We start from the raw sequence: 19,649 nt of genomic DNA on the forward strand, positions 1-19,649 counted from the left end.
TATTTGCAAACTGAAACTACTGAAAGCGTTAATACGAAAAAAAGAAAACATTTCATTTAGTACTCCGAGCCAACAATAATCTTTCAAACTTGTTAGCCACCCATATCGCCAGAGCAGTCAGCCCACCCGTTAAAACGCTATAAGCCGCCGCGCGAACAGGGTAAAGCGGCAAAAGATAAATCAATATCAATGCAACCATTAAAAAAACGATGCTAAATTTAAATATCCGCCCTGGAATCAAAGCAACAACTAAATTTACAAAAACAAATAGATAAAAGACCATATACATGGCAATCCCGACAGAAGCGCCACGCGAAGTCAAACCACCAAATAAAACCTTATATAGCGAAACACCATAGTAATTAACAACGACATAAATTACGCAGGCAAAAAAATGCACTGATAGGCCCGCCGCCAGCCTCGCCATCATCTTTTCCACTCTCCATACTTATCTACAGAGCCTTGCGTGATGGAGCTTCTTAACTTCTGATCGGATGTGCCGAGATAAACCGTGCTGGTCACCACTTTCTCGCGATAGCCCATTCGCCCAGCAAATACCCTTACCGTTTCAGTACGTAGTTCAAAGTTCTCCGAAGCCCATAAAGCCCCACGCAGCACCATGTAATTATCGTATTCGTTGGTTTTGTCCTCCTTTGGGAATATAGGAACACCGTCACCATATTTCATACCGGTTTCAACGGTTTTCTTAATAGCGGCTTCCAAAGATTTGGTTTCTTCCAGATATAAACGGTAGGTATCGGTCGCAAACGGTATTTGCCCAACCCCATCACCCCAATAGGGCTCACCATCGATCATGACCAATATAAATCCGGCACCACCCTCAGAACTATTTTTCCAATCACCAGGCATTGTCGGAGCAAAGCTAATTGACATCCTATCAACAATTGCAAATTTAATAATTTGCGACCAGTTAAACTGCTTATAGGCATTATAAGCGTCTGTGCCAGCAGTTTTAGACTCGGGATTCACCCAAATTTTCTTCCGATAATTATCAGCCAGAGGTTCAAACCATTGAATTGCTTCCGCATACAGTTTCTCAGCTTTCATGATTCTGAACTGAACATCTGAAGCATTCGGTTTTAGAGCAAAAAGAGGTACCCCATTCCCTCTGGTTATTAGCCAGACGTGAGGCAATGGAATCTGTTTCGGTTTTTTATCTTCACTCGGCGTAGTTTCGGCTTTGATTTTCAGTTCCGTTTTTCCATCGGAAGTTTCGAAAATGTGAGCAACGCCGTCGATGACAATAGAAGTTTCCACGCGATTACTCCGACGACACGTAGATGGTAACCATCTCGCCTTGTTTTCCAGTGGAGAAACACCCTGTGCCTCCCGCCGCCGATGAACATCCTGCTTTCTCTAAGCCACTGTCAGAAACTATTCTGTAATTCAGGTTTGCTACTGGCTGTCCATCCGCTGTATGGAAAGAAAAAACGCGGTTGAAAACTCCAGGAATGACTAATGGCTCCGGCGGCACAAACGGCGCCGGCGAATGCGAATTGCCGATAATCACCGTCCCGGAGCCGGCAGTGACCTTGTTGCCATGGGCCCCGACCGAACCAACGGTGGCAGCCGGCTTGCCGTTGATCAGAACCGTAGTCGCAAGGTCGCCGACCAACGCGCCACCACACGCCGAGGCATCGCCCTGGCGAGCGGCCGGGAGGCCGTCGAAGAACACGTCGCCAGAACCGGCGGCGATCGGGTTGGTGCCGTGGCCGGGGAGCGGGCAAGCAGTGGGGTCGGATACGCGTGCTGCAGGTTTGCCAGACATCGGGATTCTCCTTAGTTGACCTTCACTTGACCGCTGCCATCCAGGCGCGCGGCGAAACTCACCTGACGCTTGAAACCCTCGACTTCCAGCAGGCCTTCGATGCTGAAGGCCAGGCGGAGCTGGTCGTGATCACGCGGCAGGGAAATGACACGCACGTTGCTCAGGCGCGGTTCGTAGGCTTCGATGAAGCTTTCGATGGCCAGGCGGGCCTGACTCAGAGAGTCGTGCAGGCTCAGGCGCATGTCATTGAGATCGGGCAACCCGTAGTCGGACAGCGTTTGCACGCTGCCGGCCCGGGTGCTGAGCATTTTGGCCAGATGGGCAGCCACCGACGCCATGGCAGAAGCCTCGAGGCTCTTGCCCTTGCGTAGTTCCGCGTCGCCGTTGAGGCGTTCGAAAAGGCTGCCGTATCCGTCCATGAGTCGCTCTTACTCTTTGTCCAGCTTGCCAACCAGCGACAGGGTGAAATCGGCACCCATGTACTTGAAGTGCGGGCGCACGTTCAGGCTGACGCGGTACCAGCCCGGCTCGCCTTCAACGTCGCTGACGATCACTTGCGCAGCGCGCAGCGGACGACGGCCACGCACTTCGGCGCTCGGGTTTTCCTGGTCGGCCACGTACTGGCGGATCCACTTGTTCAGTTCCAGTTCGAGGTCGGTACGCTCTTTCCACGAACCGAGTTGCTCGCGCTGCAGCACTTTCAGGTAGTGAGCCAGGCGGTTGACGATCATCATGTACGGCAGCTGGGTGCCGAGCTTGTAGTTCAGCTCTGCCGCCTTGCCTTCTGCGCTGATGCCGAAGAACTTTGGCTTCTGCACCGAGCTTGCGGAGAAGAACGCCGCGTTGTCGGAGCCTTTACGCATGGTCAGGGAGATGAAGCCTTCCTCGGCCAGTTCGTATTCACGACGGTCGGAAACCAGAACTTCGGTAGGAATCTTGGTTTCGATTTCGCCCATGCTTTCGAAGTGGTGCAGAGGCAGGTCTTCGACCGCGCCGCCGCTCTGTGGGCCGATGATGTTCGGGCACCAGCGGAATTTGGCGAAGCTGTCGGTCAGCTTGGTACCGAAGGCGAAAGCGGTGTTGCCCCACAGGTAATGCTCGTGGCTGTTGGCAACGTTTTCCTTGTACACGAACGACTTGACCGGGTTCTCTTCCGGGTCGTACGGGTTACGCAGCAGGAAACGCGGAACGGTCAGGCCAACGTAGCGGGAGTCTTCCGAGGTACGGAAGCTCTGCCATTTGGTGAATTGCGGGCCTTCGAAGTGATCTTTCAGATCCTTCAGGTCCGGCAGACCGGTGAAGCTTTCCAGACCGAAGAATTTCGGGCCGGCAGCAGCGATGAACGGCGCGTGGGACATGCAGGCTACGCTGGACACGTACTGCATCAGTTTCACGTCCGGCGAGCTTGGGGACAGGTAGTAGTTGGCGATGATCGCGCCAACCGGCTGACCACCGAACTGGCCGTATTCAGCGGTGTAGATGTGCTTGTACAGGCCCGACTGCATCACTTCCGGCGAATCTTCGAAGTCGTCCAGCAGGTCGTCCTTGGAGACGTTGAGGATTTCGATCTTGATGTTTTCACGGAAGTTGGTGCGGTCGACCAGCAGTTGCAGGCCACGCCACGACGATTCCAGCGCCTGGAAGTCCGGGTGGTGCAGGATTTCGTCCATCTGACGGCTGAGCTTGGCATCGATCTCGGCGATCATGCGGTCAACCATGGCTTTCTTGACCGGCTCACCGTTGTTCTGCGGCTTGAGCAGCTCTTCGATGAACGCCGACACACCGCGCTTGGCGATGTCGTAGGCTTCGTCGTCCGGCGTCAGGCGGGTTTCGGCGATGATGCTGTCGAGGATGCTGTATTCGCCGTTTTCTGCGGCGTTCTGTTGTGCTGCGCTAGTGCTCATTGTGTTGGCTTCCTTGGCTGCTGGAGTCTCAAGCGTCCGGGGCTGCGGCGTTCAGGCCCAGCTCACCGAGTACGCGACCGCGGGATTCATCGTCGGCGAGCACGCCTTCGATGGCTTTACGGAACGCAGGTGCGTTACCCAGCGGGCCTTTGAGGGCCACCAGCGCGTCACGCAGTTCCATCAGTTTTTTCAGCTCAGGCACTTGCTCGACCAGGCTGGCCGGGTTGAAGTCCTTCATGGAGTTGACGCGCAGTTGCACAGCCAGCTCGTCGGCCTCGCCATCTTCCTGCAGACGGTTCGGCACGCTCAGCGTCAGACCCAGCTCTTGCTTGGCCAGCACTTCGTCGAAGGTCATCTTGTCGATGCTGATCGGCTTGCGATCCTCGATCTTGCGATCGTCCTTGCGGTGGGTGTAGTCACCGATTGCCAGCAGCTTCAGCGGCAGTTCAATCTCTTCCTGAGCACCGCCGGTGGCGGGTTTGAAGGTGACGTTGATGCGTTCCTTGGGGGCTACCGAGCCTTCTTTGGCCATGGCTTTTCTCCTTGCGGTTGTGGCCCTGGGGCCTATTCGAGTACCACTTCGAGATCGAGGTGGCACAGCCTGCGATAAATCTCTTCCTTGCGTTCACGTACGGCATGGTTCTGCGGCAGCAACTCGCAGCAACTGTGCAGCAGGTGCAGCACTTCCAATGCAAGATCGGGCTCCCAGGCGTGCAGGCCTGAGTCCTGTAATGTCTGATCGAGGGTTTCGAGCTGGTTCTTGGCGAGTTCGTATTTCTTGGCCAGGAAGCACAGCCGCGCGAGAGCGAACTGCCAGAAAAAGCGTTCGCGACCGCCGTGCGCCGATTGCAGGCCCTGCTTGAGGATCTGCACCGCTGGCTTGAGGCCTTCCTTGCGCAGGATCGGCTGGACTTCTTCCAGCGCTTTTTCCCAGGCAGGCTGGGTTTCGACGTTTTCGGTCTCGACCTTGCGCGGCGCGCTGGCGCTTTGCAGGTGCGGCATGACGTTGCCGGCGATCCACGCCCGGGTGGACGGATCGGCGAACGGCGCGCCGTCATGGAAACGCAGCTCGATGATGCCGGGCAGGCGCTGAATCAAAAGCGCGAAGTGGATTTCCACTTCGCGCATGGCCAGCTCGGCGTTGAGGTTCTGGAGACATTCCCAGACCATTCGCTGGCCATCGAACCAGAACGGCGCCTTCGCCAGGCTCGCCTCCAGTTCCACCAGCAGGTCGGCGTATTTGCCCTGGTCGAAACGGTCCTGATACTGCTTGAGCTTGTCGACCGGCAACCCGCGCAGCACGGTGATCTGCTCGGCGTTGCGCTCGGGCACCGCGTCGATTGTCATCCACAGCAAGGTACGGTTGAGGCGCAGGGCGCGCAGGTCGGTGGCTTTCTGCTTGAGCCACCAGGCGCACAACGGGCGGGCACTTTCCTGCTGGGCTCGCAGGGCCTTGTGGGCTTCTTTCTCGTTGTCGATCGGCGCGCCGGGCGCCAGCAACTGGCTGGCGGCCTGTTTGACCTGTGCCACCGCCGCGCCCACCACGCCGGGAGCCGGCTGATTGTCGGCAGCGCGCTGGATCATGGTTTTCAGGCGGCGGGAAAGCGGCAGCAGCAGCGGCGCATCATCGCCCAGATGCTCAGTGCAGACGGCGTCGAGACCGGACAGGTGCTCGGATAACTGCCGGAACATCGGCAGCTGTTCCTTGATCGCGATGTTCTCGGTAATCACCTGCTCCAGACGCGGCACCAGCCAGCCAATGGCGGCGGCCCGGGTGCGGGGTTTGAGCGGGTGAACTTCGGCCCAGTTGTTTTCCGACAAGTGGTGCAGCATACCGAGGCCGGCCAGCAGACCGGGGAAGGATTCACGCTGGTACAGCGACCAGGTCAGCCAGGCGCCGACACGCAAATCCTTGGATTGGGTACGCAGGAGGTTTTCGCTGTTTTCGCGAATTTTCAGCCAGTCGATCTGTCCGCTTTCGTGCATCGACGAGGCTTTGGCCAGCTCGCTTTCCAGCGCCTCGAACTCGCTCGAGAAACGAACGTCTTCGCCCGCAAAATTCTCTTTGGAAACAGAGACTTTAGCGAGTTCGAGGTAATGGGCGGAAAGTTTGCTTGAGTAGGACATCCATGGCCTTTATTTGGATTACGGTCGTGCGCCTATTGGAATTGCAGCGGCGCGGGACAGTATCGAAGAGCAGAGGGAAGACTCATCCAATTGAGTACGTGCTCTTTCAAGTGGGCGCATCGTAATCACTATGATGGCCACTAGCAAGCATCTGATTAAACAACAAGACGAAGTGTTCATTGGGGTGTGTAGGAGATCCCCTATATGTCGCAGGGGTTTCCCTGATATCGGTTTATATTTCACATTTTCGACCTGCTGCCCCGTAAGCATTGATCTAGAGCGCCCAGTGAAAGCCAGCAACAGTAGTGGCACGCCCGTTCCATAAATACGGATAAAAGCATGACAAAAACGGAAAAAATTTGAAGTAGGACGATTCCGAAAATACACGCTCATCTATTAACAAATGACTGGCGACAGCAGCAAACAATAAAAGTGCCATCAAATTGATGGCAATTCATATGTTGAATATTGTTGGAATACCTGCACAGACAGGACTATCGCAGGGTTTCCTTATCACCTTGAATCACTTTCCCACAGGCATTTCCCACAACCCTGGCGCTGTTTTACAACGCGGAATGTTCCGACTTAAACCAGGGACTCTTCTTACATAAATTTGTTTCACGCCTTGTTAGCGTGCCGGGCAATGTTCGCGTGCGCTGACCAGGGAGGGTTTCGACATCACGCCAAATTTCCCTCTCTGCTTAAGGACAAGCGTATGTCTGGAGCTGTCAGTTCTGCGCGCTTTACGCTGCAGATTCCCACCGTTCGCAACGACTTCAAGGTGTTGGCTTTCGAGGGTTCCGAGGCCGTCAACACGCTTTATGCCATCAAGGTAGAACTCGTCTGCGAGGTTCATGATTTCGACATGGAACCTTTGCTTGGTCAGCCGGCGTTCCTGCGCTTCGGACTGGATGGCGAAGGTATTCACGGGTGCATCGAGGATGTACAGGCAGGCGAGTCTGGAAAGCGCCTGTCGCACTATGGCCTGACACTGGTTCCAGTCCTCCACTATTTGCAGTTCAGTCACGATCAACAGATTTTCCAGAACCAGACTGTCCCGCAAATCATCACCCAAGTGCTCAAACGTCACGGCATCCTTGCCGATGCGTTCAGGTTCCATGTCCAGACCTTGCCACCACGCGCGTACTGCAGCCAGTACGGTGAAAGCGATTTCGAGTTCATCCAGCGCCTGTGCGCCGAAGACGGCATCACATGGCATCACCAGCATTCTGTGGAGAGGCATTTGCTGGTGTTCACCGATGACACGGTGTTCCTGCCGACATTGCACGCAACAACCTACCGGCACGACAGCGCGATGGTGGCGGAGCACCCGATGGTCCACCGGTTTTCCTGGCACGCCCGAACACGTACCAGCCGCGTCACCCGTCGGGACTACGACCTGAAGCGCCCGCACCTGTTGCTTGAAACCCGCTTTGTCGCCGATTTCACCCCCAAACTTGAGGACTATCGCTACCCGCTGGCGATCGAGAACGAAAAGCGCGGCAAACAACTTGCCCGTCAGGCCCTGGAACGCCATCGCTCCGATTATGAAACGGCCGAGGGTCAGAGCAACCAGCCAACCCTGCGCTGTGGCCACCTGTTCGAATTGACTGAACATCCCCGCAAGCAATGCAACGGGATGTGGCAATTACTCGAAGTCACGCACACCGGGCGACAACCTCAAGTTCTGGAGGAACACGCCACAAACGAAACCACTACTGCAGACGGTTTTACCCAGGGGTATCGCAACAGCTTCCGCGCCATACCTGCCGAAGTGGTTTTCCGCCCTCCACTGCCTGCGCGCCGGCCACCGTTGGTGAGCCAGACGGCTCGGGTAACCGGGCCAAAAGGTGAAGAGATCTACTGCGATGAGTTCGGTCGCGTAAAGATCGAATTCCACTGGGACCGGGCCGAGCTGAACTGCGAACGCAGCAGTTGTTGGGTACGAGTGTCGTCGAACTGGGCCGGAAACGGTTTTGGCGCAATGACCCTTCCCCGTGTCGGAATGGAAGTCGTGGTGACCTTTCTGGAGGGCGACCCCGATCAGCCACTGATTACCGGTTGCGTGATCAACAAACTCACGCCCGCGCCTTACAGATTGCCCGAGCACAAGACCCGCACCGTGCTGCGCAGTCGCAGCTCACCCGACACCGGCGGCTACAACGAACTGACGCTAGAAGACCGTGCCGGCCAGGAACTGGTTTACCTGCGCGCCCAGCGCGACATGGAGCGGCAGATCCTCCATGACAGTCGACTGGAGGTCGGACGCGATCGACAAGAAAGCATCCAGGGCAGCAGCCAGACATCTGTCGGCAAGGTCATTGCCGTCGAGGCAGGACAGCACGTGCAGATCAAGGCCGGTGCCAATGTGGTGCTGGATGCGGGCGCCAGCATCACGCTGAACGCGGGCGGTCATCACATCGTGATCGACGAGGGCGGGATTTTCAGCAGTACCGAGATTGTGACGGGCGGCGAGGTATCCAGGGATGAATCTGCCAAGCGTTTTGTATCGCAGGGCACGGGCAATCCGGCAACGGGACAGGCGAACACCTCGCAACCGTCACCAGACGAAAGTGAGCTCGAAGAGGAGGAAGAAGAGGTCGAGCTGGAGGATGAAACGCCTGCCGGGATTACGTTGAGGATTGGCGTGTTTTTCGATGGGACGGGAAACAACAAGGCCAACAGCGAAACGGTCGCGGCTTGCTATGCGCCCGATGCCAATCTGGCTGAGGCAGCCGAAGAGATTCAAAAGCACTGCGCCACTTATGGCTATGACGGAAATGGCAACTCGCCGGATAACAGTTATGGGAATGATGTGAGCAACATTGTGCGGTTGCATGAGCTGTATACGGACGATGCCTTCGAGGTATTACCGGAAAAAATGAAGCAGGCTTCCTTGCGCGTATACATCGAAGGCATCGGTACAACCGCTGATGGAGGCGATTCACTTTACGCCCAGGCAACCGGCCGAGGCGAAACGGGTGTCCTGGCTCGTGTGGAGCAGAGCCCTGAAAAAATCATGGAGCAAATTCGATCACTGATTGATAGCAACCCCAACGCGCTAATAGAAAAAATCGAGTTCGATATTTTCGGTTTCAGTCGAGGCGCCGCCGCTGCACGGCACTTCGCAAACGAAGTGCTCAAAGGCAAACGCAGCATTCTCGCAAAGGCGTTGCCAGCGGGCTCTCCTTTCTTAGTCAGTAGCTTTGACTGGGATTCACAATCCAGTATCGGCATCAATTTCATTGGTCTGTTTGATACCGTCGCGGCAATCGCCAATCCATGGTTGCTCGATTTCACAGGTGCAAACAGCAGAAATCCGGGGCTGAACTTAAAGTTGCCGGATGGTTGCGCCAGCAAAGTGGTGCACCTGGTGGCCCGTGATGAACATCGCGAGAACTTTGCCCTTAACAGCCTGGGTGAGATTGATCTGGTTTTGCCCGGCGTCCATTCGGATCTGGGAGGTGGTTATCTGCCCAGAGCCAGGGAGAAACTTCTGTTGAGCAGTCCGGTCACCAGCACCATCAGCCGAAGCCACGAAGCGACTCGTAGCGCAGCCTATGTCGCTGCCGAAAAGGAGGCGTTTGCCTGGTATACGAAAGGCGTCATCGAAGATGACGCTCCAGGCAATCAACTGCGGGTTGCACTCTGGGAAACCCCTGTAATTCAACGATTGGAAAGGGGCCGATCCACACCGGATCCCCAGAAGCGGGTTTATGCTGCGGCCATGATTGAACGCCCGGTACATGGTGAGTTGTCGTTGGTGTATTTACGCATCATGCGTGAGCTGGGGGTCAGACATGGTGTGCCATTTGAAGCGATTGACGAAAACGATTCAAAACTTTCGCTACCTGAGGAACTGATCCCGATCCACACCAAGCTTGAGGCTTATGCGCTTGGAAATTCATCCGTTGAGGGACTGACCATCCAAGAACGGGCTTTGTTACGCAGCCGCTATATCCACCTATCTGCGCACTGGAACGCAGCCAAAGATTTCAACAACAGCGACTGGAGCGTTGTTTTTATCAACCGCCCAACAAAGAACAAACAACGAGTGGTGCACCCCCATGAATAAATTCACTCGGCCCGTCAAAAAACACACGGGGTTCGTCTTCGGATTGCTGTTGGTGCTTTGCACTCAAAGTCATGCACAACCGATCACCAAACGGCCCTGGTACCTCGGCTTCGGAGCACCCGCCTACATGGAGGTCTGGATTGAAACGGCCGACGTGGTGGATATCCGTGAACGTGTGTTCAAACGCGCCGGAGCCGGGATTGCCTCGGTGAACACCCCCGCCGACAACAAGGGCAAGCCCGCAGGCTGGCCTGACAGCCCCGGCAGCGGCGCCGGACGTGACGTCACCGGTGCCGATCTTCCCCGCTTGATCTATGTGCGATGGCAATCACTGGCTGAGCCTCAAACCTATGAGGCCTACATTGTGATTCCCGAATCTGCGCAGGAAATCATGCGCAAGCCGGAAAAGGCGTACTGCAGACTGGATGGTAAATGGATCACGGATTACCGCGACCGCGTAACTATTGGCTTGGCGCCCGGGGGAATTGCCAAGGTGTGGCTGAGGGGACCGTGCTTGAGGTCAGTCGAAATTACCCGAGTCGAAGGAACTATCAATCCCAAAGGTCCCTATGACGGTAAATCCGGAGGTAAACATCGACCTCTCAAAGACGTATCCAAAACCTACATCGAAAAATACGGCATCCCCTTCGGAAGCTGGTAAGGCATCACAAACACCCTCCAGTCACTTGTCATGTGCAATCGCTGCACAAAGTATTCCGTAATCAATAAAGGGAGCGTTAAAAGCATCATGAGCGGTAGACACAATAAACAATCAATATCGGGGATTGGATGCGCTCTGGTTGTCATGCTGACGCTCACAACCAGCACCTCTGTTCGAGCGGAAGGCTGCGTTGGTATTGGATGCCTGGTGAACGGTGGCCCCCTGGAGTTCTCAATGCTGACGGGTATCGGCTTGCTTCTCACAGTGGCGGGACCGTTCATTTCAACTTCGGAGGCCAGTGCAAACAAATCCTCGAAACATTACACCCAGGCCCTGATAGACGATGCAGCCACACATCTGGCGACGGAGGGCGAATACGAAAGCCCCATACTCGAGTCCGAGTGGCGTAAATACCTGAAATCTTATGGACACCAGCCAAGCAAGAACGAGTTCGCCAGAATGGTGCTGGCCACCTACGGGTAACCGGCCAAGACAAATGCCATTACGATCTGCCAAGTCCGGTTCGGCTGGTCAACAGCCAACAAAAATGGGCATCCGACCGCAATCGAGATGCCCATTTTTTATTCCGCTCCCCCGCTACGCGGGCTGTGGATTACGGATTGACGCTGTCTTTCAACGATTTGCCTGGCTTGAACGCAACGGTGTTGCTGGCCTTGATCTTCACCGGTTCACCGGTTTGCGGATTTTTGCCGGTGCGGGCACCGCGGTGGCGTTGCAGGAAGGTGCCGAAGCCCACCAGCGTGACGCTGTCCTTGCGGTGCAGGGCGCCGGTGATTTCTTCGAGAACGGCGTTGAGAACGCGGTTGGCCTGCTCTTTGGTCAGATCTGCTTTTTCAGCGATTGCAGCGGCGAGTTCTGGTTTACGCATTAGTGAAGCCCCTTTGACGGTTTTTTGTTGTTATGTCCGTGCTGTTCTCGTTGGAACAGCGCCCAAGGCGCCGCAGGCTCTACTCTGCGGCAGACGGGAGTGAGGATGGCACGCGGTTAAGGGCGGCGCCAGTCTCCACGCGACCTTTGTGGGGGCAAAAGCGGGGTGATTCCGACAGAACGACCGGTATTTACGCCAGCAAGGCCGGAAGCTGTTTGTTCAGCGCGAGTTTTTCCATCACTGCCGCACCGGTCAGGGCATAACCGAGCAATTGCCCTTCGGCGTCGTGGCACAGCACCTTGATGTCGGCGCCCTGCCCTTCGACCGTCCAGACACCCTCGCGGCCCCGTGGTGGCGGCGAAACCACCAGCGGGCAAACCGGCGTTTTCACGGTGATCGGCATCGGCCCGTAGTTCACCACGGTCGGGTTGCCGGCCAGAGTCTGTGCCAGCGCTCGCGCACAACTCATGAGGGGCATGACGTACAGAAGATTCAGCCCGTCGACCTCGGCGCAGTCGCCCAGGGCGTAAATATTGGCGTGAGAGGTCTGCAGATGACGGTCGACCACCACGCCGCGATTGGTCTGGATACCGGCAGCCGCCGCCAGATCGATCCGTGGACGCAGGCCGATGGCCGAGACCACCACATCGCAAGGGATGACCTGGCCGTCGGACAGGTGCGCTTCCAGCCCTTCAGCCACTTTTTGCAGACGGGTCAGCACCGGGCCGAGGTGAAAACGCGCACCGAGACTTTCCAGCCCGGCCTGCACCGCAGCCGCCGCAGCGGGGTGCAGCAGGGTCGGCATCACCTGTTCGCACGGTGCAACCAGTTGCACCTCGTAGCCGCCCAGAATCAGGTCATTGGCGAACTCGCAGCCGATCAGCCCGGCGCCGAGCAGCAACACCCGACGCTTGCCTGCCGCCGCCTCGCGAAAACGTGCGTAGTCTTCGAGATCGTTGATCGGGAACACCAGATCCCCGCCATCGCCTTCGATCGGCACCCGCACGGTTTCGGCGCCCCAGGCAAGGATCAGGTCGCGATAGCTCACCGCTTCCTCGCCGATCCACAGCCGCTTGTGGCCCGGGTCGATGCCGCTGATGCGGGTGTGGGTGCGGATTTCGGCCTTCAGTTGCTCGGCCATGGCGCCCGGTTCGGCCATGCTCAGGCCATCGGCGTCCTTGTCCTTGCCAAAACCGGTGGACAGCATTGGCTTGGAGTAGGAACGACCGTCATCGGCAGTAATCAGCAGCAACGGGGTTTCGCCATCGAATTTGCGAAACTCGCGGGCCAGGTTGTAACCCGCAAGCCCGGTGCCAACGATTACGACAGGTGCGCTCATGCCCTACTCCTCAATGTTTTCTCAGTTGATTTCGATCATTTCGAAGTCCATCTTGCCGACGCCGCAGTCCGGGCACAGCCAGTCTTCCGGCACGTCCTGCCACAGGGTGCCCGGCGCAATACCGTCATCCGGCCAGCCTTTGGCTTCGTCATAGATCAGGCCGCAGACCACACATTGCCACTTTTTCATTCAGGTACTTCCTCAGGGTTCAGGCTTTAGCCGGCGCGGACGGTCGATGGTGCCGCGCTGCCGTCCGGCTCAGGGCGTTTTGTACTGATCGGGCCGGGCAGATGCAAGCCTGTTCGGCGCAGCGGCGACCCGGATCACTCAAACTCGCGGCTCGCCATGGTAAGCTCGCCGCCTCATTTGCTGCCAATAATGACTCATTGTGCAACACACAAACGACCCGCTGTGGCGCCCGCAAAGCGAACTGACACCCCTCCCCGACACATCCACGCTCGACTGGCTGTTCGACGAAGGTTCCCTGACCCGCCGGCTGACGCGCCTGTCCGATGACGGCTTCAGCATAACGCCGCTGTTCGAGGGCTGGCAGACCCTGCGTGACGACGAATGCGCGGCGCTGGATCTGGCCGAAGGCAGTGAAGGCTGGGTGCGCGAGGTTTATCTGCGCGGGCATGGCGAGGCCTGGGTGTTCGCCCGCAGCGTGGCGTCACGCAGCGCCTTGCAGGGCGACGGCTTGCACATGGATGAACTGGGCAGCCGTTCGCTGGGCGAACTGCTGTTCTGCGATCACGCCTTCCAGCGCCGCGCCATCGAAGTCTGCCATTACCCGGAACACTGGCTGCCCGAAGGTTCCCGGGGTGCCGGCCTGTGGGGCCGCCGTTCGCGCTTCGACCGTGGCGCCTTGAGCGTACTGGTGGCGGAGATTTTCCTGCCTGCGCTGTGGGAAGCCGTCCGCGCCCGTCCGGAGAACTGCTGATGTACCAAAGCCTGCTCAAATCCCTGAATCGCTTGAACCCGCGCGCCTGGGACTTCATCCAGCTGACCCGGATGGACAAGCCGATCGGCATTTATCTGCTGCTGTGGCCGACGCTCTGGGCCCTGTGGATTGCCGGTAAAGGCTCGCCATCGCTGGCCAATATCGTGATTTTCGTCCTCGGCGTGGTATTGACCCGCGCCGGTGGCTGCGTGATCAACGACTGGGCCGACCGCAAGGTCGACGGCCACGTCAAACGCACTGCGCAGCGACCTATCGCTGCCGGCAAGATCAGCTCGAAAGAAGCGCTGGTGTTCTTCGCGCTGCTGATGGGCTTGAGTTTCCTGCTGGTGCTGTGCACCAACGCCGCGACAATCTGGCTGTCGCTGGGTGGTCTGGCGTTGGCGTTCACTTATCCGTTCATGAAGCGCTACACCTATTACCCGCAGGTGGTGCTGGGCGCGGCGTTCTCCTGGGGGATGCCGATGGCGTTCACCGCCGAGACCAGTGAGCTGCCGGCCACAGCCTGGCTGCTATGGATTGCCAACCTGCTGTGGACGGTGGGCTATGACACTTATTACGCGATGACCGACCGCGACGATGACCTGAAGATCGGCGTGAAATCCACGGCGATCCTGTTCGGCGATGCCGACCGGGTGATCATCCTGACCTTGCAGGCATTGTCACTGGGCTGTCTGCTGCTGGCGGGGTCGAAGTTCGAGCTGGGGATCTGGTTCCACCTCGGTCTGCTGGTGGCTGCCGGGTGCTACGCCTGGGAGTTCTGGTACACCCGCGACCGGGACCGGATGCGTTGCTTCAAGGCGTTCCTGCACAACCACTGGGCCGGGCTGGCGATTTTCGTCGGGATCGTGCTGGATTATGCGTTGCGCTGATCCAAAGAACCTGTGGGAGCAAGCCCGCTCCCACAGGGGAGCTGCGTTTATTTGTGCTCGTGCACCACGTGCCACACATCCTTCATGCCATCGCCCTTCATTTCTCCAGGCTTCTCATCCTTCACGAACGTATACAGCGGCTTGCCGTCGTAGGCGTACTGCATCATGCCGTCATCGCGCTTGATCACCGTCCATTTGCCTTCGGTCTTGGCGCCTGCGGGAGCCATCATCGGCGGCCAGTTCTTGGCGCAATCGCCGTTGCACATCGACTTGCCGCCACTGTCCTTGTCGAACGTGTAAAGCGTCATGCCCTTGTGGTCGACCATCATTCCGTCCTTCATCATGGCCGGCTCGGCCGCCATCGCGAGTCCAGGCAGAGTCAGGGCGGCAGCCATCAGCAAAGCCTTAAAGGAAGCAGTCAATTGAGTCATGGAAACCTTCTTTTGTGGTTGTCAGGATTCGGACTTAGAGCTTAGTTCAGGATTTGCACAATCGCCGCCGGACTAAAATACTGTCACACGACTGCAATAATTCCGTTATCTAATGCGGCGCAAGACAGTTAAATGACAAGAGGATTAAGGCATGGTTGGCAGGAGCATTCTGATCGTCGACGACGAAGCGCCCATTCGCGAAATGATCGCCGTTGCGTTGGAAATGGCCGGCTATGACTGCCTCGAGGCAGAGAACTCGCAGCAGGCGCACGCCATCATCGTCGATCGCAAGCCGGACCTGATTCTGCTCGACTGGATGCTGCCGGGCACCTCCGGCATCGAACTGGCCCGCCGCCTCAAGCGTGACGAGCTGACCGGTGACATTCCGATCATCATGCTCACCGCCAAAGGTGAAGAGGACAACAAGATCCAGGGTCTGGAAGTCGGCGCCGACGACTACATCACCAAACCGTTTTCCCCACGCGAACTGGTGGCGCGCCTGAAGGCCGTGCTGCGTCGCGCCGGCCCGACCGATGGCGAAGCGCCAATCGAGGTCGGCGGCCTGCTGCTCGATCCGATCAGCCACCGCGTGACCATCGACGGCCGTCCGGCCGAGATGGGCCCGACCGAATACCGTCTGCTGCAATTCTTCATGACCCATCAGGAACGCGCCTACACCCGCGGCCAGTTGCTGGACCAGGTCTGGGGCGGCAACGTCTATGTTGAAGAGCGCACCGTCGACGTGCACATCCGGCGCCTGCGCAAGGCCCTCGGCGACGCCTACGAAAACCTGGTACAAACCGTGCGCGGCACCGGCTACCGGTTCTCCACCAAAGCCTGAGCCGAGCGCCAGCCCCGCAGACAAGGACCGCATTTTCCGTGAACCAAAACTGGCATGGCACCCTGATTCGCCACATGCTGTTGCTGGTCACCGGCTGCCTGGTAATCGGCCTGATCACCGGCTACTACGGCTGGAGTCTGGCAGCGGGCCTGGGCCTGTACCTGGCCTGGACGCTCAAACAACTGCTGCGCCTGCACGAATGGCTGCGCCTGCACCAACCCGATGAAGCACCGCCCGACGGTTACGGCCTGTGGGGCGAGGTGTTCGACAGCATCTACCATCTGCAACGCCGCGACCAACGGGTACGCGGACGCCTGCAAGCGGTGATCGACCGCGTTCAGGAGTCCACCGCCGCGCTGAAAGACGCGGTGATCATGCTCGACAGCGACGGCAATCTGGAATGGTGGAACCGCGCCGCCGAGACCTTGCTCGGCCTCAAGACCCCACAAGACAGCGGTCAACCCGTGACCAACCTGGTTCGTCATCCGCGCTTCAAGGAATACTTCGAGCAGGAAAGCTACGCCGAGCCGCTGGAAATCCCCTCGCCGACCAATGATCGCGTGCGTATCCAGATGTACCTCACGCGCTACGGCAACAACGAACACCTGATGCTGGTGCGTGACGTCACACGCATCCATCAGCTGGAACAGATGCGCAAGGACTTCATCGCCAACGTCTCCCATGAGCTGCGCACGCCGCTGACGGTGATCTGCGGCTACCTGGAAACCCTGCTCGACAACGTCGAGGAAGTGAACCCGCGCTGGAGCCGCGCGCTGCAGCAGATGCAACAACAGGGCGGCCGCATGCAAACCCTGCTCAACGACCTGCTGTTGCTGGCCAAGCTGGAAGCCACCGATTACCCGTCGGACAATCAGCCGGTGCACATCGACACTTTGCTGCAGTCGATCAAGAGCGACGCGCAGCAGTTGTCCGGCTCAAAGAATCAGCACATCACCCTGGAAGCCGACACCCGCATTCTGCTCAAGGGCAGCGAGGCGGAACTGCGCAGTGCGTTCTCCAACCTGGTGTTCAACGCCGTCAAATACACGCCGGCCGAAGGCAGTATCCGCATTCGCTGGTGGGGCGACGATCAAGGCGCACACCTCAGCGTGCAGGATTCCGGGATCGGCATCGACAGCAAACACCTGCCGCGCCTGACCGAACGCTTTTACCGCGTCGACTCCAGCCGCAACTCCAACACCGGCGGCACGGGCCTGGGTCTGGCCATCGTCAAACACGTACTGCTGCGCCATCGCGCACGGATGGAGATCAGCAGCGTGCCCGGTCACGGGAGCACGTTTACCTGCCATTTCGCTCCGGCCCAGATCGCTCAGGCACGGGTCATCAGCGCCGCTGAGTAATGCCGGACTAGGCAATCGCCAGGTCAGCCGCTACATTGGCTGACTTGCGCCTGCCTTTTCAGGTGCGGATTTTTCTTTCTTCGAATCACACGGAACCCGCAAAACTCCATCATGGACCCTTCCCCTGGCTTGTCCCTCGCAACAATATTCGCCGATTTCGGCATGATTCTTTTCGCTCTGATCCTGGTTCTGCTCAACGGCTTCTTCGTTGCGGCGGAATTCGCCATGGTCAAACTGCGCTCGACCCGGGTCGAAGCGATCGCCGAGCAGCACGGCTGGCGCGGGCACATCCTGCGCACGGTGCACAGTCAGCTCGATGCTTACCTCTCGGCGTGCCAGCTCGGTATCACCCTCGCCTCCCTCGGTCTGGGCTGGGTCGGCGAGCCGGCATTCGCGCATATCCTCGAACCGCTGCTGAGCGCAATCGGCGTGCAGTCGGCCGAAGTCGTCAAAGGCATCTCGTTCTTCACCGCGTTCTTCATCATTTCCTACCTGCACATCGTGGTCGGCGAGCTCGCACCCAAATCCTGGGCGATCCGCAAACCCGAGCTGCTGTCGCTGTGGACTGCGGTGCCGCTGTACCTGTTCTACTGGGCCATGTACCCGGCGATCTACCTGCTCAACGCCAGCGCCAACACCATCCTGCGCATCGCGGGGCAAGGTGAGCCCGGCCCGCACCACGAGCACCATTACAGCCGTGAAGAACTGAAACTGATCCTGCATTCCAGCCGTGGCCAGGACCCGAGCGACCAGGGCATGCGCGTACTGGCCTCGGCGGTGGAAATGGGCGAACTGGAAGTGGTCGACTGGGCCAACTCCCGGGAAGACTTGATTACGCTCGAATTCAACGCGCCGCTGAAAGAAATCCTGGCGATGTTCCGTCGCCACAAGTTCAGTCGTTACCCGGTGTACGACAGCGAGCGCAAGGAATTCGTCGGCCTGCTGCACATCAAGGACCTGCTGCTGGAACTGGCGGCGCTGGATCACATTCCCGAGTCGTTCAACCTCGCCGAGCTGACCCGCCCGCTGGAGCGGGTGTCGCGGCACATGCCGCTGTCGCAGCTGCTGGAGCAGTTCCGCAAGGGCGGCTCGCACTTCGCCGTGGTGGAAGAAGCCGACGGCAACATCATCGGCTACCTGACCATGGAAGACGTGCTGGAAGTGCTGGTCGGCGACATTCAGGACGAACACCGCAAGGCCGAGCGCGGCATCCTCGCCTACCAGCCGGGCAAGTTGCTGGTACGAGGCGATACGCCGTTGTTCAAGGTCGAGCGCCTGCTGGGGATCGACCTGGACCACATCGAAGCCGAAACCCTCGCCGGGCTGATCTACGAAACCCTGAAACGGGTGCCGGAAGAGGAAGAAGTGCTGGAAGTCGAAGGCCTGCGGATCATCATCAAGAAGATGAAAGGTCCGAAGATCATTCTGGCCAAGGTACTGATGCTCGACTGACGGGGTTTACTGCTTGCCCAACGCAAAGTTGGGCAACGCCCCCAGCGGCTGGTTGAACTGATACGGAATCGACACCAGCCCCATCCCGGTATTGCGCTGCACCACAAAGTGCAGGTGCGGACCGGTGCTGTTGCCGGTGTTGCCGGACAGCGCCAGCGGACTACCTACCGTCACCCGCTGACCTTCCCGCACACTCACCGATCCTTGCTTGAGATGCAGGTACACGCCCATCGTGCCGTCGTCGTGCAATATCCGCACGAAGTTGCCGGACGGATCGGTGCCGCGCCCGTTCTGGGAATTCTCGGTCTTCACCACCACCCCGGCTCGCGCGGCGATGATCGGCGTGCCGACCGGCATGGCGATATCCATCGCGTATTTGTTCTTCGGCCCGAAATGGCTGTAGTCGCCATTGGCGCCCTGACTCAGACGGAACGGCCCGCCCCGCCACGGAAACGGATAGCGATAGCCCTGAGCCGCGCCAGCCGGGTCACCGAGGGAATACTGGAACATCGGCGTGTACACCAGCGGCTTGCCGCCGGACACCGCCGTCAGCAGCGCCAGCCGCGTATTGCTGCGCGCCGGCAACACCCGGCGGATCGTTTGCGCCGGCGCGCCACGCACGTTGCTCAACCCGGTAAACGCCAGCGCAACCTCGACCGGCGCATACAGGTCGTTGCGCACGAACACCACGTCCGCGCCCTTCTGCTTCTTGATGTCGAGATAGACCTGGCGCTCGAGGCGCTCGACCATCCGGTCCTGAAACACGAACACCTGGGAGCCTTTGCTCGGACGGTCGCTGTACGAAACCACTCCGTTGGCATCGGTGGACTTGTAGATCGTCATGGCTACAGTCGAGGTGGAGGCCATGAACAGACCACAGAAAAACAGCAGGCGCAGGGGCATGGGCAAACGTTCTGTCGAGTAAGGCCTGGGAATGAGCCTAGCAGCTG

Annotated in this window: 20 protein-coding genes; 8 read left to right on the top strand and 12 right to left on the bottom strand. The window is 58.3% G+C overall.

The annotated features are described in order from the left end of the window. Positions 1–52: 52 nt before the first annotated feature. From AC1MDC_RS15910 to tssA, 7 genes are read right to left on the bottom strand one after another with little or no spacing between them, the layout of a single operon-like run. Positions 53–430, bottom strand: coding sequence for a hypothetical protein (locus AC1MDC_RS15910; protein ID WP_085702305.1), 378 nt, complete (start codon positions 428–430; stop codon positions 53–55). Then, entirely contained in the window at positions 427–1,278 is an 852-nt protein-coding gene (locus tag AC1MDC_RS15915; RefSeq protein ID WP_085702304.1) for a hypothetical protein, read from the bottom strand. The genes AC1MDC_RS15910 and AC1MDC_RS15915 overlap by 4 nt, the downstream gene beginning before the upstream one ends. A gap of 4 nt (positions 1,279–1,282) precedes the next feature. Beyond that, complete coding sequence (locus AC1MDC_RS15920; protein WP_085702303.1) at positions 1,283–1,789, bottom strand: PAAR domain-containing protein; 507 nt, start codon at positions 1,787–1,789, stop codon at positions 1,283–1,285. An 11-nt stretch (positions 1,790–1,800) separates the two neighbouring features. Beyond that, positions 1,801–2,208: a type VI secretion system baseplate subunit TssE gene (gene tssE / locus AC1MDC_RS15925; protein WP_065258216.1), complete on the bottom strand. Its 408-nt coding sequence runs from the start codon at positions 2,206–2,208 to the stop codon at positions 1,801–1,803. Positions 2,209–2,217: 9 nt separating this feature from the next. Continuing rightward, positions 2,218–3,693 (bottom strand): type VI secretion system contractile sheath large subunit, encoded by a 1,476-nt coding sequence (tssC, locus tag AC1MDC_RS15930; RefSeq protein ID WP_065258217.1) that lies wholly within the window; start codon positions 3,691–3,693, stop codon positions 2,218–2,220. Positions 3,694–3,721: 28 nt separating this feature from the next. After that, positions 3,722–4,225 carry a type VI secretion system contractile sheath small subunit gene (tssB, locus tag AC1MDC_RS15935; RefSeq protein WP_003229587.1) on the bottom strand — a complete coding sequence of 168 codons (504 nt, stop codon included), beginning with the start codon at positions 4,223–4,225 and terminating at the stop codon, positions 3,722–3,724. A 32-nt stretch (positions 4,226–4,257) separates the two neighbouring features. Further along, complete coding sequence (gene tssA, locus AC1MDC_RS15940) at positions 4,258–5,820, bottom strand: type VI secretion system protein TssA (RefSeq protein ID WP_480393318.1); 1,563 nt, start codon at positions 5,818–5,820, stop codon at positions 4,258–4,260. A 715-nt stretch (positions 5,821–6,535) separates the two neighbouring features. Here tssA and tssI point away from each other — a divergent pair. The 3 genes from tssI to AC1MDC_RS15955 all read left to right on the top strand — a co-directional run bounded on the left by tssI (position 6,536) and on the right by AC1MDC_RS15955 (position 11,039). After that, complete coding sequence (gene tssI, locus AC1MDC_RS15945; RefSeq protein ID WP_480393319.1) at positions 6,536–9,895, top strand: type VI secretion system tip protein TssI/VgrG; 3,360 nt, start codon at positions 6,536–6,538, stop codon at positions 9,893–9,895. Then, positions 9,888–10,556, top strand: coding sequence for a DUF2931 family protein (locus AC1MDC_RS15950; protein WP_085702301.1), 669 nt, complete (start codon positions 9,888–9,890; stop codon positions 10,554–10,556). Before tssI ends, AC1MDC_RS15950 begins: the two co-directional genes overlap by 8 nt. Positions 10,557–10,790: 234 nt before the next feature. Continuing rightward, positions 10,791–11,039, top strand: a complete 249-nt coding sequence (locus tag AC1MDC_RS15955) for a hypothetical protein (RefSeq protein ID WP_227233940.1) — start codon at positions 10,791–10,793, stop codon at positions 11,037–11,039. 130 nt (positions 11,040–11,169) lie between these two features. Here AC1MDC_RS15955 and AC1MDC_RS15960 read toward each other — a convergent pair whose 3' ends face one another. The 3 genes from AC1MDC_RS15960 to AC1MDC_RS15970 all read right to left on the bottom strand — a co-directional run bounded on the left by AC1MDC_RS15960 (position 11,170) and on the right by AC1MDC_RS15970 (position 12,973). After that, positions 11,170–11,445, bottom strand: a complete 276-nt coding sequence (locus tag AC1MDC_RS15960) for an HU family DNA-binding protein (protein ID WP_003213368.1) — start codon at positions 11,443–11,445, stop codon at positions 11,170–11,172. A gap of 190 nt (positions 11,446–11,635) precedes the next feature. Next, on the bottom strand, positions 11,636–12,784 hold the full coding sequence (locus AC1MDC_RS15965; protein ID WP_480393320.1) for an NAD(P)/FAD-dependent oxidoreductase: 1,149 nt from the start codon (positions 12,782–12,784) through the stop codon (positions 11,636–11,638). A 21-nt stretch (positions 12,785–12,805) separates the two neighbouring features. Continuing rightward, the gene (locus AC1MDC_RS15970; protein WP_085696775.1) at positions 12,806–12,973 is read right to left on the bottom strand and encodes a rubredoxin; all 168 of its coding nucleotides are present in this window, start codon (positions 12,971–12,973) and stop codon (positions 12,806–12,808) included. 199 nt (positions 12,974–13,172) lie between these two features. Between AC1MDC_RS15970 and AC1MDC_RS15975 the strand changes: the two genes are divergently transcribed. Both AC1MDC_RS15975 and ubiA read left to right on the top strand, forming a co-directional pair. Further along, on the top strand, positions 13,173–13,724 hold the full coding sequence (locus AC1MDC_RS15975; protein ID WP_480393321.1) for a chorismate--pyruvate lyase family protein: 552 nt from the start codon (positions 13,173–13,175) through the stop codon (positions 13,722–13,724). After that, positions 13,724–14,614 carry a 4-hydroxybenzoate octaprenyltransferase gene (ubiA, locus tag AC1MDC_RS15980; RefSeq protein WP_480393322.1) on the top strand — a complete coding sequence of 297 codons (891 nt, stop codon included), beginning with the start codon at positions 13,724–13,726 and terminating at the stop codon, positions 14,612–14,614. The genes AC1MDC_RS15975 and ubiA overlap by 1 nt, the downstream gene beginning before the upstream one ends. Before the next feature lie 47 nt (positions 14,615–14,661). Here ubiA and AC1MDC_RS15985 read toward each other — a convergent pair whose 3' ends face one another. Beyond that, a complete protein-coding gene (locus AC1MDC_RS15985; protein WP_480393323.1) occupies positions 14,662–15,045 on the bottom strand; it encodes a COG4315 family predicted lipoprotein in 384 nt (127 codons plus the stop codon). Positions 15,046–15,196: 151 nt separating this feature from the next. Here AC1MDC_RS15985 and phoB point away from each other — a divergent pair, with 151 nt between their 5' ends. The 3 genes from phoB (at position 15,197) to AC1MDC_RS16000 (ending at position 18,699) form a co-directional block, all read left to right on the top strand. Then, positions 15,197–15,886 carry a phosphate regulon transcriptional regulator PhoB gene (gene phoB, locus AC1MDC_RS15990; protein WP_003229608.1) on the top strand — a complete coding sequence of 230 codons (690 nt, stop codon included), beginning with the start codon at positions 15,197–15,199 and terminating at the stop codon, positions 15,884–15,886. 74 nt (positions 15,887–15,960) lie between these two features. Beyond that, entirely contained in the window at positions 15,961–17,247 is a 1,287-nt protein-coding gene (gene phoR / locus AC1MDC_RS15995; RefSeq protein WP_480393337.1) for a phosphate regulon sensor histidine kinase PhoR, read from the top strand. A 111-nt stretch (positions 17,248–17,358) separates the two neighbouring features. Then, on the top strand, positions 17,359–18,699 hold the full coding sequence (locus AC1MDC_RS16000; RefSeq protein WP_085696765.1) for a hemolysin family protein: 1,341 nt from the start codon (positions 17,359–17,361) through the stop codon (positions 18,697–18,699). A 6-nt stretch (positions 18,700–18,705) separates the two neighbouring features. Here AC1MDC_RS16000 and AC1MDC_RS16005 read toward each other — a convergent pair whose 3' ends face one another. Further along, the gene (locus AC1MDC_RS16005) at positions 18,706–19,602 is read right to left on the bottom strand and encodes a peptidoglycan DD-metalloendopeptidase family protein (protein ID WP_480393324.1); all 897 of its coding nucleotides are present in this window, start codon (positions 19,600–19,602) and stop codon (positions 18,706–18,708) included. Positions 19,603–19,649 lie beyond the last annotated feature (47 nt).

It is taken from the genome of Pseudomonas sp. 1, assembly GCF_056626735.1.